Annotated in this window: 13 protein-coding genes; 10 read left to right on the top strand and 3 right to left on the bottom strand. The window is 65.7% G+C overall.

Annotated elements, in window-relative coordinates:
* Positions 1-15 precede the first annotated feature (15 nt).
* From pyrR to NJF35_RS07955, 10 genes are all read left to right on the top strand, one after another.
* Positions 16-534 (top strand): bifunctional pyr operon transcriptional regulator/uracil phosphoribosyltransferase PyrR, encoded by a 519-nt coding sequence (gene pyrR, locus NJF35_RS08000; protein ID WP_225788845.1) that lies wholly within the window; start codon positions 16-18, stop codon positions 532-534.
* A 12-nt stretch (positions 535-546) separates the two neighbouring features.
* Positions 547-1,551 (top strand): aspartate carbamoyltransferase catalytic subunit, encoded by a 1,005-nt coding sequence (locus NJF35_RS07995; protein ID WP_225788844.1) that lies wholly within the window; start codon positions 547-549, stop codon positions 1,549-1,551.
* A complete protein-coding gene (locus NJF35_RS07990) occupies positions 1,548-2,825 on the top strand; it encodes a dihydroorotase (RefSeq protein WP_225788843.1) in 1,278 nt (425 codons plus the stop codon). The genes NJF35_RS07995 and NJF35_RS07990 overlap by 4 nt, the downstream gene beginning before the upstream one ends.
* Before the next feature lie 150 nt (positions 2,826-2,975).
* Entirely contained in the window at positions 2,976-3,506 is a 531-nt protein-coding gene (hslV, locus tag NJF35_RS07985; RefSeq protein WP_043207181.1) for an ATP-dependent protease subunit HslV, read from the top strand.
* A 73-nt stretch (positions 3,507-3,579) separates the two neighbouring features.
* Positions 3,580-4,923, top strand: a complete 1,344-nt coding sequence (gene hslU, locus NJF35_RS07980; protein WP_225788842.1) for an ATP-dependent protease ATPase subunit HslU — start codon at positions 3,580-3,582, stop codon at positions 4,921-4,923.
* A 133-nt stretch (positions 4,924-5,056) separates the two neighbouring features.
* Positions 5,057-5,434, top strand: coding sequence for a gamma-butyrobetaine hydroxylase-like domain-containing protein (locus NJF35_RS07975; protein WP_225788841.1), 378 nt, complete (start codon positions 5,057-5,059; stop codon positions 5,432-5,434).
* A 352-nt stretch (positions 5,435-5,786) separates the two neighbouring features.
* Positions 5,787-7,466 (top strand): class II poly(R)-hydroxyalkanoic acid synthase, encoded by a 1,680-nt coding sequence (gene phaC / locus NJF35_RS07970; RefSeq protein WP_225788840.1) that lies wholly within the window; start codon positions 5,787-5,789, stop codon positions 7,464-7,466.
* Positions 7,467-7,529: 63 nt separating this feature from the next.
* A complete protein-coding gene (gene phaZ / locus NJF35_RS07965) occupies positions 7,530-8,381 on the top strand; it encodes a poly(3-hydroxyalkanoate) depolymerase (protein WP_225788839.1) in 852 nt (283 codons plus the stop codon).
* 60 nt (positions 8,382-8,441) lie between these two features.
* Positions 8,442-10,124 carry a class II poly(R)-hydroxyalkanoic acid synthase gene (gene phaC, locus NJF35_RS07960; RefSeq protein WP_225788838.1) on the top strand — a complete coding sequence of 561 codons (1,683 nt, stop codon included), beginning with the start codon at positions 8,442-8,444 and terminating at the stop codon, positions 10,122-10,124.
* 4 nt (positions 10,125-10,128) lie between these two features.
* Positions 10,129-10,743: a TetR/AcrR family transcriptional regulator gene (locus tag NJF35_RS07955; RefSeq protein WP_225788837.1), complete on the top strand. Its 615-nt coding sequence runs from the start codon at positions 10,129-10,131 to the stop codon at positions 10,741-10,743.
* Positions 10,744-10,959: 216 nt separating this feature from the next.
* Here NJF35_RS07955 and NJF35_RS07950 read toward each other — a convergent pair whose 3' ends face one another.
* The 3 genes from NJF35_RS07950 to NJF35_RS07940 all read right to left on the bottom strand — a co-directional run bounded on the left by NJF35_RS07950 (position 10,960) and on the right by NJF35_RS07940 (position 12,613).
* On the bottom strand, positions 10,960-11,718 hold the full coding sequence (locus NJF35_RS07950; protein WP_225788836.1) for a phasin family protein: 759 nt from the start codon (positions 11,716-11,718) through the stop codon (positions 10,960-10,962).
* 10 nt (positions 11,719-11,728) lie between these two features.
* Complete coding sequence (locus tag NJF35_RS07945) at positions 11,729-12,151, bottom strand: phasin family protein (RefSeq protein ID WP_225788835.1); 423 nt, start codon at positions 12,149-12,151, stop codon at positions 11,729-11,731.
* A 186-nt stretch (positions 12,152-12,337) separates the two neighbouring features.
* Positions 12,338-12,613, bottom strand: a complete 276-nt coding sequence (locus NJF35_RS07940) for a polyhydroxyalkanoic acid system family protein (protein WP_225788834.1) — start codon at positions 12,611-12,613, stop codon at positions 12,338-12,340.
* Positions 12,614-12,732 lie beyond the last annotated feature (119 nt).

Genomic DNA, 12,732 nt, shown 5'->3' with positions numbered 1-12,732 from the left:
CCCGAGGAGCACGCAATGAGCCTACCCAATCCCGCCGACCTGATCCGGCAGATGGCCGTCGACCTTCGCGCCCACCTGGCCCGTCGCAACATCGCCGAGCCGCGCTTCATCGGCATCCGCACCGGCGGCGTGTGGGTGGCCCAGGCCCTGCAGCAGGCACTGGGCGACAGCAGCGCGCTGGGCACCCTGGACGTGTCCTTCTACCGCGACGACTTCAGCCAGAACGGCCTGCACCCGCAGGTACGCCCGTCGGAACTGCCCTTCGAGGTCGAGGGCCAGCACCTGGTGCTGGTGGACGACGTGCTGATGAGCGGTCGCACCATCCGCGCCGCCCTCAACGAACTGTTCGACTACGGCCGTCCGGCCAGCGTGACCTTGGTCTGCTTGCTCGACCTGGATGCCGGCGAACTGCCGATCCGCCCCAACGTGCTCGGCGCTACCTTGTCACTGGCGCCCAATGAACGGGTAAAATTGACCGGACCCGCACCGCTCGCCCTCGAGCGCCAGGACCTCGCCACCGCTTCCGCCCTTTAAGAGTCCCTCGCGATGACGCCATTCGACGCCAAGCGCCCGCTGCAGCTCAATGACCAGGGCCAGCTGCGCCACTTTCTCTCGCTCGACGGTTTGCCCCGCGAACTGCTGACCGAGATCCTCGACACCGCCGACTCCTTCCTGGAAGTCGGCGCCCGGGCCGTGAAGAAAGTCCCGTTGCTGCGCGGCAAGACCGTGTGCAACGTGTTCTTCGAGAACTCGACCCGCACCCGCACCACTTTCGAACTGGCCGCCCAGCGCCTGTCGGCCGACGTGATCAGCCTGAACGTGTCGACCTCCTCGACCAGCAAGGGCGAGACCCTGTTCGACACCCTGCGCAACCTGGAGGCCATGGCCGCCGACATGTTCGTCGTGCGCCACTCCGACTCCGGCGCTGCGCACTTCATCGCCGAGCACGTGTGCCCGGACGTGGCGGTGATCAACGGCGGCGATGGCCGCCACGCGCACCCGACCCAGGGCATGCTCGACATGCTGACCATCCGTCGCCACAAGGGCAGCTTCGAGAACCTCTCGGTGGCCATCGTCGGCGATATCCTGCATTCGCGGGTGGCCCGCTCGAACATGCTGGCACTCAAGGCCCTTGGCTGCCCCGACATCCGCGTGATCGGCCCGAAGACCCTGCTACCGGTGGGCGTCGAGCAATACGGCGTGAAGGTCTACAGCGACCTGGCCCAAGGCCTGAAGGACGTCGACGTGGTGATCATGCTGCGCCTGCAGCGTGAACGCATGGCCGGTGGCCTGCTGCCCAGCGAAGGCGAGTTCTACCGCCTGTTCGGCCTGACCACCGCGCGCCTGGCCGCCGCCAAGCCCGACGCCATCGTCATGCACCCGGGGCCGATCAACCGCGGCGTGGAGATCGAGTCGGCGGTGGCCGACGGCGCCCAGTCGGTGATCCTCAACCAGGTCACCTACGGCATCGCCGTGCGCATGGCCGTGCTGTCCATGGCCATGAGCGGCCAGGCCGCGCAACGTCAACTCGACCAGGAGAACGCCCTGTGAGCATCAGCATTCTTGGCGCCCGGGTCATCGACCCCAACAGCGGCCTGGACCAGATCACCGACCTGCACCTGGACGGCGGCCGCCTCCAGGCCATCGGCGCCGCACCGGCCGGCTTCAGCGCCAGCCGCACGATCCAGGCCGATGGCCTGGTCGCCGCTCCTGGCCTAGTCGACCTCGACGTCGCCCTGCGCGAGCCGGGCTACAGCCGCAAGGGCAACATCGCCAGCGAGACCCGCGCCGCCGTCGCCGGTGGCGTCACCAGCCTGTGCTGCCCGCCGCTGACCCGCCCGGTGCTGGACACCTCGGCAGTCGCCGAGCTGATCCTCGACCGTGCGCGCGAGGCCGGCAACAGCAAGGTCTACCCGATCGGCGCCCTGACCAAGGGCCTGGAGGGCGAGCAACTGGCCGAACTGGTGGCGCTGCGCGACACGGGCTGCGTGGCCTTCGGCAACGGCCTGCAGGGCATCGCCAACAACCGCACCCTGGTACGTGCCCTGGAGTACGCCGCCACCTTCGACCTTACCGTGGTGTTCCACTCCCAGGACCGCGACCTGGCCCAGGGCGGCCTGGCCCACGAAGGCGCCATGGCCAGCTTCCTCGGCCTTTCGGGCATCCCGGAAACTGCCGAAACCGTGGCCCTGGCACGCAACCTGCTGCTGGTCGAGCAGACCGGCGTGCGCGCGCACTTCACGCAGATCACCAGCGCCCGCGGCGCGCGCCTGATCGCCCAGGCCCAGCAGTTGGGCCTGCCGGTCACCGCCGACGTGGCCCTGTACCAGCTGATTCTTACCGACGAGGCCCTGCGTGACTTCTCCAGCCTGTACCACGTGCAACCGCCGCTGCGCACCGCCGCTGACCGCGACGGCCTGCGCGAGGCGGTGAAGGCCGGGGTGATCCAGGCGATCTCCAGCCACCACCAACCCCATGAGCGCGACGCCAAGCTGGCGCCGTTCGGCGCCACCGAGCCGGGCATCAGCAGCGTCGAGCTGCTGCTGCCGCTGGCCATGACCCTGGTCGAGGACGGCCTGCTCGACCTGCCGACCCTGCTGGCCCGCTTGACCTGCGGCCCGGCGGCAGCCCTGCGCCTGCCCGCCGGTGAACTGAAGGTAGGCGCCGCGGCAGACCTGGTGCTGTTCGATCCGAAGGCCTCGACCGTGGCCGGCGAGCAATGGTACTCGCGCGGCGAGAACTGCCCGTTCATCGGCCACTGCCTGCCGGGTGCGGTGCGTTATACCTTGGTCGATGGGCACCTCTGCCACGAGAGCCAACCGTAAGCTGCGAGCTACAAGCGGCAAGAGAGAAAGCAGGGCCTCCACCGATCCGCTTTTTCTCACCGCTTGTAGCTTGGCGCTTGAAACTGCTCCCCCCTCCCCCCATATGAGTCTGCAACAGGCATTTTCGCCCCGCTGCGTGGAGACTCTCCCTTGACTACCATCGTTTCAGTTCGCCGCCACGGCAAAGTCGTCATGGGCGGCGACGGCCAGGTTTCCCTCGGCAACACCGTGATGAAAGGCAACGCCAAGAAGGTCCGTCGCCTGTACCACGGCCAGGTCATCGCCGGCTTCGCCGGTGCCACCGCCGACGCCTTCACCCTCTTCGAGCGGTTCGAAGGCCAATTGGAGAAACACCAGGGCCACCTGATACGCGCCGCCGTCGAACTGGCCAAGGAATGGCGCACCGACCGTTCCCTGAGCCGCCTGGAAGCCATGCTCGCGGTCGCCAACAAGGACGCTTCGCTGATCATCACCGGCAACGGCGACGTGGTCGAACCCGAAGACGGCCTGATCGCCATGGGCTCCGGCGGCGCCTACGCCCAGGCCGCAGCCCGCGCCCTGCTGAACAAGACCGACCTCTCGGCCCGCGAAATCGCCGAGACCGCCCTGAACATCGCCGGCGACATCTGCGTGTTCACCAACCACAACCTGACCATCGAGGAGCAGGACCTGGCCGAGTGATCAGCTGTTCTGGCGTCCCGCTCGCAGCGGGACTTTTCCACGCTGATCACGCCGCCCGAGGACCATATTCATCATGTCCATGACCCCCCGCGAAATCGTCCACGAACTCAACCGCCACATCATCGGCCAGGACGACGCCAAGCGCGCCGTGGCCATCGCCCTGCGCAACCGCTGGCGGCGCATGCAGCTGCCTGCCGAACTGCGCAGCGAAGTCACGCCGAAGAACATCCTGATGATCGGCCCCACCGGCGTCGGCAAGACCGAGATCGCCCGCCGCCTGGCCAAACTGGCCAACGCGCCGTTCATCAAGGTCGAGGCGACCAAGTTCACCGAGGTTGGCTATGTTGGCCGCGATGTCGAGTCGATCGTCCGTGACCTGGCCGACGCCGCGCTGAAGATGCTCCGCGAGCAGGAGATCATCCGCGTGCGCCACCGCGCCGAGGACGCCGCCGAGGACCGCATCCTCGACGCCCTGCTGCCCCAGGCCCGGGTCAGCAGCTTCACCGAGGAGGCGTCGCAGTCGAGCGCCGACTCCAACACCCGCCAGCTGTTCCGCAAGCGCCTGCGCGAAGGCCAACTGGACGACAAGGAAATCGAGATCGAAGTGGCCGAGTCCATGGGTGTCGAGATCGCCGCCCCGCCCGGCATGGAAGAAATGACCAACCAGCTGCAGAGCCTGTTCGCCAACATGGGCAAGGGCCGCCGCAAGGCACGCAAGCTCAAGGTCAAGGAAGCGTTGAAGATGGTCCGCGACGAGGAAGCCAGCCGCCTGGTCAACGAGGAAGAGCTCAAGGCCAAGGCCCTGGAAGCGGTCGAGCAGCACGGCATCGTGTTCATCGACGAGATCGACAAGGTGGCCAAGCGCGGCAACGTCGGCGGCGCCGATGTCTCCCGCGAGGGCGTGCAGCGCGACCTGCTGCCGCTGATCGAGGGCTGCACCGTCAACACCAAGCTGGGCATGGTCAAGACCGACCACATCCTGTTCATCGCCTCCGGCGCCTTCCACCTGAGCAAGCCGAGCGACCTGGTGCCCGAGCTGCAAGGCCGCCTGCCGATCCGCGTCGAGCTCAAGGCGCTGACCCCGGAAGATTTCGAGCGCATCCTGCAGGAGCCGCACGCCTCGCTGACCGAGCAGTACCGCGAACTGCTCAAGACCGAAGGCCTGAACATCGAGTTCGCCGCCGACGGCATCAAGCGCCTGGCCGAGATCGCCTACCAGGTCAACGAGAAGACCGAGAACATCGGTGCCCGCCGCCTGCACACCCTGCTCGAGCGCCTGCTCGAAGAGGTGTCGTTCAGCGCCGGCGACCTGGCCAGCGCCCACGACGAAGCGCCGATCCGTATCGATGCGGCCTACGTGAACAGCCACCTCGGTGAGCTGGCGCAGAACGAAGACCTGTCGCGCTACATCCTCTGAAGCCTCGAGCGGCAAGCTGCAAGCTGATCTCCTTCGCTTGCAGCTACGCGACCGCATGATTTTTTCGCGGTGGCTTGAATATCGCCTCTTGTAGCTTGAAGCTTGAAGCTTGTAGCCCCAAGAGAAGAAGCCCATGGCCCGCCTGCCCACCGCCATCAACCTGCACAAAGCCTCCAGGACCCTCACCCTCACCTACGGCCCCGATGAGGTCTACCACCTGCCCGCCGAATTCCTGCGCGTGCACTCCCCCTCCGCCGAAGTCCAGGGCCACGGCAATCCGATCCTGCAATACGGCAAGCTCAACGTCGGCCTGACGGGCCTGGAGCCGGCTGGCCAATATGCACTGAAACTGACCTTCGACGACGGCCATGACAGCGGATTGTTCACCTGGGAATACCTCGAACAGCTGTGCCTGCGCCAGGAACAGCTGTGGGCCGAGTACCTCGATGAACTGCACAAGGCCGGCAAGTCGCGCGACCCGTCCGAGTCGGTGGTGAAACTAATGCTCTAGCTCAAGGCCCCCAGGCTTTAGAGCGCATTTTCTAAACGCATCTGCTTGAATGCCTGATTGACGGCTCAGTGAAGGGCTGTCTTGCGCATTACATGAAAGTCGGGTAACCAATGGAGCTGGCAAGTTTCCTGCACCGTCTCGAGCACGGGCAGGGCTTGGCCGGTATGTAGAGGTCGCGAGCGAAAGCAGGCTGTCTTCACACGCAGAGAAACCCGCAGCTCATCGCCGAATGCATCCGGCCCGCAGCACCGCTGTTTCTTATCACTGGTCACCCGAGCAGCAGTACCGGGCAATCGTCTGTGTACCCGCCACAGCCAACCGGTACTCGTCTCAGGACAACGGAGCGTCGTAGATGAGTAACAAGAACAACGATGAGTTGCAGCGGCAAGCCTCGGAAAACACCCTGGGCCTGAACCCGGTCATCGGCATCCGCCGCAAGGACCTGCTGACATCGGCACGCACCGTGTTGCGCCAAGCCGTTCGCCAGCCGCTGCACAGCGCCAAGCACGTGGCGCATTTCGGCCTGGAATTGAAGAACGTCCTGCTGGGCAAGTCCGCCCTGCGCCCCGAGGGCGACGATCGTCGCTTCAACGACCCGGCCTGGAGCCAGAACCCGCTCTATCGCCGCTACCTGCAGACCTACCTGGCCTGGCGCAAGGAGCTGCACGACTGGATCGGCAACAGCGACCTCTCGCCCCAGGACATCAGCCGCGGCCAGTTCGTCATCAACCTGATGACCGAGGCCATGGCACCGACCAACACCCTGGCCAACCCGGCCGCAGTCAAGCGCTTCTTCGAAACCGGCGGCAAGAGCCTGCTGGACGGCCTGTCCAACCTGGCCAAGGACATGGTCAACAACGGCGGCATGCCCAGCCAGGTGAACATGGACGCCTTCGAGGTGGGCAAGAACCTGGGCACCAGCGAAGGCGCGGTGGTCTACCGCAACGACGTGCTGGAACTGATCCAGTACCGCCCCATCACCGAGCAGGTGCACGCCCGCCCACTGCTGGTGGTGCCGCCGCAGATCAACAAGTTCTATGTCTTCGACCTGAGCCCGGAGAAGAGCCTGGCACGCTTCTGCCTGCGCTCCAACCAGCAGACCTTCATCATCAGCTGGCGCAACCCGACCAAGGCCCAGCGCGAGTGGGGCCTGTCGACCTACATCGACGCGCTCAAGGAGGCCGTGGACGCGGTACTGGCGATCACCGGCAGCAAGGACCTGAACATGCTCGGCGCCTGCTCCGGCGGCATCACCTGCACCGCCCTGGTCGGCCATTACGCCGCACTGGGCGAGCACAAGGTCAACGCCCTCACCCTGCTGGTCAGCGTGCTGGACACCACGGTGGATACCCAGGTCGCGCTGTTCGTCGACGAGCAGACCCTCGAGGCGGCCAAGCGCCATTCCTACCAGGCCGGCGTGCTGGAAGGCAGCGACATGGCCAAGGTATTCGCCTGGATGCGCCCCAACGACCTGATCTGGAACTACTGGGTCAACAACTACCTGCTCGGCAACGAACCCCCGATCTTCGACATCCTGTTCTGGAACAACGACACCACGCGCCTGCCGGCGGCCTTCCACGGCGACCTGATCGAGATGTTCAAGAACAACCCGCTGACCCGCCCTGGCGCCCTGGAAGTTTGCGGCACGGCGATCGACCTCAAGCAGGTCCAGTGCGACATCTACAGCGTCGCCGGCACCGCCGACCACATCACCCCTTGGCAATCGTGCTACCGCTCGGCGCACCTGTTCGGTGGCAAGATCGAGTTCGTGCTGTCCAACAGCGGCCATATCCAGAGCATTCTCAACCCGCCGGGCAACCCCAAGGCACGCTTCATGACCGGCGAGGACCGCCCGGACGACCCAGTGGCCTGGCAGGAGAATGCCGTCAAGCACGCCGACTCCTGGTGGCTGCACTGGCAGGCCTGGCTGGGCGAGCGTGCCGGTGATCTGAAAAAAGCGCCCACGCGCCTGGGCAATCGCGCCTATCCCGCAGGCGAGGCGGCGCCGGGGACCTACGTCCACGAGCGTTGAACCACGTCGCCATGGCCGCTCGCACGCAGGCCATGGCGCTTTACCCACCCATGAGTTCCGTGCATGCCGCAACCGTACATCTTCAGGACCGTCGAGCTGGACAACCAGTCCATCCGCACCGCCGTCCGCCCAGGCAAGCCGCACCTGACGCCCTTGCTGATCTTCAACGGCATCGGTGCCAACCTGGAGCTGGTGTTCCCGTTCATCGAGGCGCTGGATCCGGACATCGAGGTCATCGCCTTCGACGTGCCGGGCGTCGGCGGCTCGTCCACGCCCCGCCACCCGTATCGCTTCCCGGGCCTGGCCAAGCTGACGGCGCGCATGCTCGATTACCTGGACTACGGCCAGGTCAATGTCATCGGCGTGTCCTGGGGCGGCGCGCTGGCCCAGCAGTTCGCCCATGACTACCCGGAGCGCTGCAAGAAGCTGGTGCTGGCCGCCACCGCCGCGGGCGCCTTCATGGTGCCCGGCAAGCCCAAGGTGCTGTGGATGATGGCCAGCCCCCGGCGCTACGTACAGCCCTCCCATGTGATCCGCATCGCCCCGTTGATCTACGGCGGTGGCTTTCGCCGCGACCCCGACCTGGCCCTGCACCATGCCGCCAAGGTGCGCTCCGGCGGCAAGATGGGCTACTACTGGCAGTTGTTCGCCGGCCTGGGCTGGACCAGCATCCACTGGTTGCACAAGATCCGCCAGCCCACCCTGGTGCTGGCCGGCGACGACGATCCGCTGATCCCCCTGATCAACATGCGCCTGTTGGCCTGGCGGATTCCCAACGCCCAGCTACACATAATCGACGACGGCCACCTGTTCCTGATCACCCGGGCCGAGGCCGTCGCCCCGATCATCATGAAGTTCCTCCAGCAAGAGCGTCAGCGCGCGGTCATGCACCCCCGCCCCGCTTCCGGTGGCTGAGGCCGCACCGGGCGCGCTCGATACAACCTGTGGATGATGGCCTGACGACGGAGTGTTGGCATGAAAGACAAAAAGGCAAAAGGGGTGCCCCCCGTCCCCGCCACGATGATCAATGTACAGAACGCCATCGCCGGCCTGCGCGGTCGCGACCTGATCTCCACCCTGCGCCACGTCGGCCGCCTTGGCCTGCGCAATCCGCTGCACACCGCCCATCATTTGCTGGCCCTGGGCGGCCAGTTGGGTCGAGTGATGCTGGGCGACACTCCGTACCAGCCCCACCCACGCGACAACCGCTTCAGCGACCCGACCTGGAGCCAGAACCCCTTCTACCGTCGCGGCCTGCAGGCCTACCTGGCCTGGCAGAAGCAGACCCGCCTGTGGATCGAGGAAAGCTCGCTGGACGATGACGACCGTGCCCGGGCGCACTTCTTGTTCAACCAGATCAACGACGCCCTGGCGCCGAGCAACTCGCTGCTCAACCCGCTGGCGGTCAAGGAGCTCTTCAACACCGGTGGCCAGAGCCTGGTCCGTGGCCTGGCCCACCTGCTCGACGACCTGCGCCACAACGACGGCCTGCCGCGCCAGGTGGACGAGCGCGCCTTCGAGGTCGGCGTCAACCTGGCCTGCACGCCGGGCGCGGTGGTGTTTCGCAACGAGCTGCTGGAGCTGATCCAGTACAAGCCGATGAGCGAGAAACAGCACGCCCGGCCGCTGCTGGTGGTACCGCCACAGATCAACAAGTTCTATATCTTCGACCTCGGGCCACACAATAGCTTCGTCCAGTACATGCTCAAGAACGGCCTGCAGGTGTTCATGGTCAGCTGGCGCAACCCCGACCCGCGCCACCGCGAATGGGGGTTCTCCAGTTACGTGCAGGCGCTGGAAGAGGCGCTCAATGCCTGCCGCAGCATCAGTGGCAACCGCGACCCCAACCTCATGGGCGCCTGCGCCGGTGGCCTGACCATGGCCGCCCTGCTAGGCCACCTGCAGGCCAAGCGCCAGTTGCGCCGGGTGCGCAGCGCCAGCTACCTGGTCAGTTTGCTCGACAGTCAGTTCGACAGCCCCGCCAGCCTGTTCGCCGACGAACAGACCATCGAGGCGGCCAAGCGTCGCTCGTACCAGCGCGGTGTGCTGGACGGCGGCGAGGTGGCGCGAATCTTCGCCTGGATGCGGCCCAACGACCTGATCTGGAACTACTGGGTCAACAACTACCTGCTCGGCAAGACGCCGCCGGCCTTCGACATCCTCTACTGGAACGCCGACAACACCCGCCTGCCTGCCGCCCTGCATGGCGAGTTGCTGGATTTTTTCAAGCTCAACCCGCTGACCCAGCCGGGTGGTCTGGAGGTGTGCGGCACGCCGATCGACCTCGGCCAGGTCACCATCGACAGCTTCACCGTGGCCGGCAGCAACGATCACATCACGCCGTGGGACGCGGTGTACCGCTCGGCCCTCCTGCTCGGCGGCGAGCGGCGCTTCGTACTGGCCAACAGCGGGCATATCCAGAGCATCATCAACCCACCCGGCAACCCCAAGGCCTACTACCTGCATAACTCCAGGCTGTCCAGCGACCCGCGGGCCTGGTTCCACGATGCCACGCGCAGCGACGGCAGCTGGTGGCCGTTGTGGCTGGAGTGGATCTGCCAACGCTCCGGCCCCCTCAAGGCGCCGCGCGTGGAGCTGGGCAACGCCACCTACCCGGTGCTGGGCCCCGCGCCAGGCAGCTACGTGCTGGCGCGCTGAACCGATGAAAACCCGCGACCGTATCCTCGAGTGCGCCCTGCAGTTGTTCAACCGGCAGGGCGAGCCCAACGTCTCGACCCTGGAGATCGCCAACGAACTGGGCATCAGCCCAGGCAACCTGTACTACCACTTCCACGGCAAGGAGCCGCTGGTGCTGGGGCTGTTCGAGCGTTTCGAGGAAGCGCTGGTGCCCCTGCTCGACCCGCCCCTGGACGTGCGCCTGGATGCCGAGGACTACTGGCTGTTCCTGCACCTGATCGTCGAGCGCATGGCCCAGTACCGCTTCCTGTTCCAGGACTTGTCGAACCTGACCGGCCGCCTGCCGAAGCTGGCCCGTGGCATGCGCAGCCTGATCAACGCCCTCAAGCGCACTCTCGCCGCCCTGCTGGCCAGCCTCAAGGCCCAGGGGCTGGTGACCAGCGGGACCCAGGCGCTGGGGCAACTGGTTGAGCAGATCACCCTGACCTTGATGTTTTCCCTGGATTACCAGCGGGTGCTGGGGCGCGAGGGGGATGTGGGGATCGTGGTGTACCAGGTGATGATGCTGGTGGCACCGCACCTGCAAGGGCCGGCGCAGAAGGCGGCGGAGCAATTGGCGGAGAAGTATCTGGAGGGGTAGGCCGTTGGGCCTGCGGTGGCTGGGCTGGCACCCTGGTGCTGGTCAGTCATTTGGGGTCGCTTCGCGCCCCATTGTCGGCAAGCTGCCCCCCACAGGGTCCGACTCAACCGCGAATGATGCGGTTTGCAGGATCATGTGGGAGCCGGCTTGCCGACAATGGGGCGCGAAGCGCGCCCTTGCCATACACCGGTGCTCGCGAAGACGGCGACGCGGTCATCAGCCTTGGTTGGCTGGGCTCACCGGTGCCGACGGGGTATTGCTGACCGGGGCCGCGCTCGGTGCCGGCGTCGCGGCCGGGGTCGCGCTGGCAGCCGGTGCCGCAGTCTTGGTCGCCGCCGGCTTGGCCGGTGCCTTTTTCACCGTAGGCTTCTTCGCCGCTGCCGGTTTCGCGGCTGCAGCCTTGGCAGCAGGCTTGGCCGCCGCTGTCTTCGCGGCAGGTTTTGCCGCCGGCTTGGCCGCCTTGCTGGCCGGTTTCGCCGCAGCCGTCTTCGTCGCAGGTTTAGCTGCCTTGGCCAGAGGCTTGGCGGCGCTCTTGCCGGCAGCGGCCTTCTTGGCCGAAACCGGGGTCACCGAAGCGCCGGTCAGCTTCTCGATCTGCTTGGTCAGGGTGTCGACCTGCTGGTGCAGGGCCTTGATCTCGTTGCGGCTAGGCACCCCCAGGCGCGAGATGGCGCTGTTCAGGCGCTTGTCGAACGCCTCCTCCAGCTCGCTCCACTTGCCCAGTGCGCGCTCCTTCACGTCGGAGACCCGCGACGAAGTCGCGGACTTGGCGCTGTCCTTGGCCGAGTCGACATTCTTCTTGGCCTGCTTCTCGGCCTTCTCGCCATCCTTGACCAACGACTCGAACAGCTTGGGACCGTCCTGGTCGATCTTGGAGTAGATACCCAGGCCAGCCAGCCAGATCTTGCGGGAATACTTCTCGATCCCGCCGACCCAGGAACTGCCTTCTTTCTCGGTGCTCTTCTTGCCAGCCATCCTGCTCTCCTTATTGTTTGTGCGCGACACGCTCGAGCAACTCGGTCAGCTGTTCGAGCTTGATGGACAACGCGTCAACGTCATGTTTAGACGGAATGCCGAGGCGATTCAAGGCGCGGGCGACCCGCGTATCGAAAGCCTTTTCGATCTTGTCCAGTTGAACCTCGACCCGGCCTCTGACGCGGCTCACTTGCGCGCCCGCTTCGTCGATCTGGTTGTTGGCCGCATCGAGCTGTTGGTCGATGTGCTTCTTGCCGCGTTTCTCGACGCCTTCGCCGGCCTTGACCAGCTCCTTGAAGTACTCCGAACCTTCCTGGCCGACGCGGGCATAGGCGCCCAGGCCCGCCAGCCAGATCCTGCGCGCGTAGCCGCGCACCTCGCCCAGGGTATTGCCCGGGGCATCGTCCTTTTTCTTCAGGTTCACTTTGGCCATGCGCTGCACCTCATGCTCGTAAAGGGAGGGAGAAACGGCCCCGGGATCGAGGGCTTGAGCACAAGGTAGGGGGAAAAATTAGAATCCTCACCCTAAGAGCAGCTACAAAGCGGCAAGAAGAAACGGATGGTGCACGCCTTGCTTTTATCTTGCAGCTTGCGGCTGGTCGCTGGTAGCCCGCCCGGGTCAGGCCAGGGCCTTGTCCAGCGCGCGCTCGATCTCGCCCTTGATGGTTCCGCCGAGCATCGACAGCATCATGCCCAACTTGAGTTCGACACGGATGCTGTCTTCGCCGATATGCACGCTGCCATTGGCACCACTGCGCGACACGTCGACGCGGTCGCCGTTCCAGGTGGCCTTGAGGTCGTATTCGCGGCTGAGCCTTTCCACCAGCGCCTCGGCCTTGGCCCGGGCGGCTTCGCGGCCGAGGGAGTGTTTGCGTTCAACGCTGATCTGGGTCATGCGGGCGGTCCTGGATATGAAGACAATGAACGCATTATGCCCGCGCCCGCCCCACGACACACCCCGCCAAGACAAATCCGCCCGTTGCCCCTAGAATGGCCGTAATTTTTTTCGGTGAA

This window comes from Pseudomonas guariconensis, from assembly GCF_024127895.1.
GTDB classification, from domain to species: Bacteria; Pseudomonadota; Gammaproteobacteria; order Pseudomonadales; family Pseudomonadaceae; genus Aquipseudomonas; species Aquipseudomonas guariconensis_B.
Note: the sequence above shows the minus strand (reverse complement) of the source record. Positions and strands in the feature narration are given on the sequence as shown.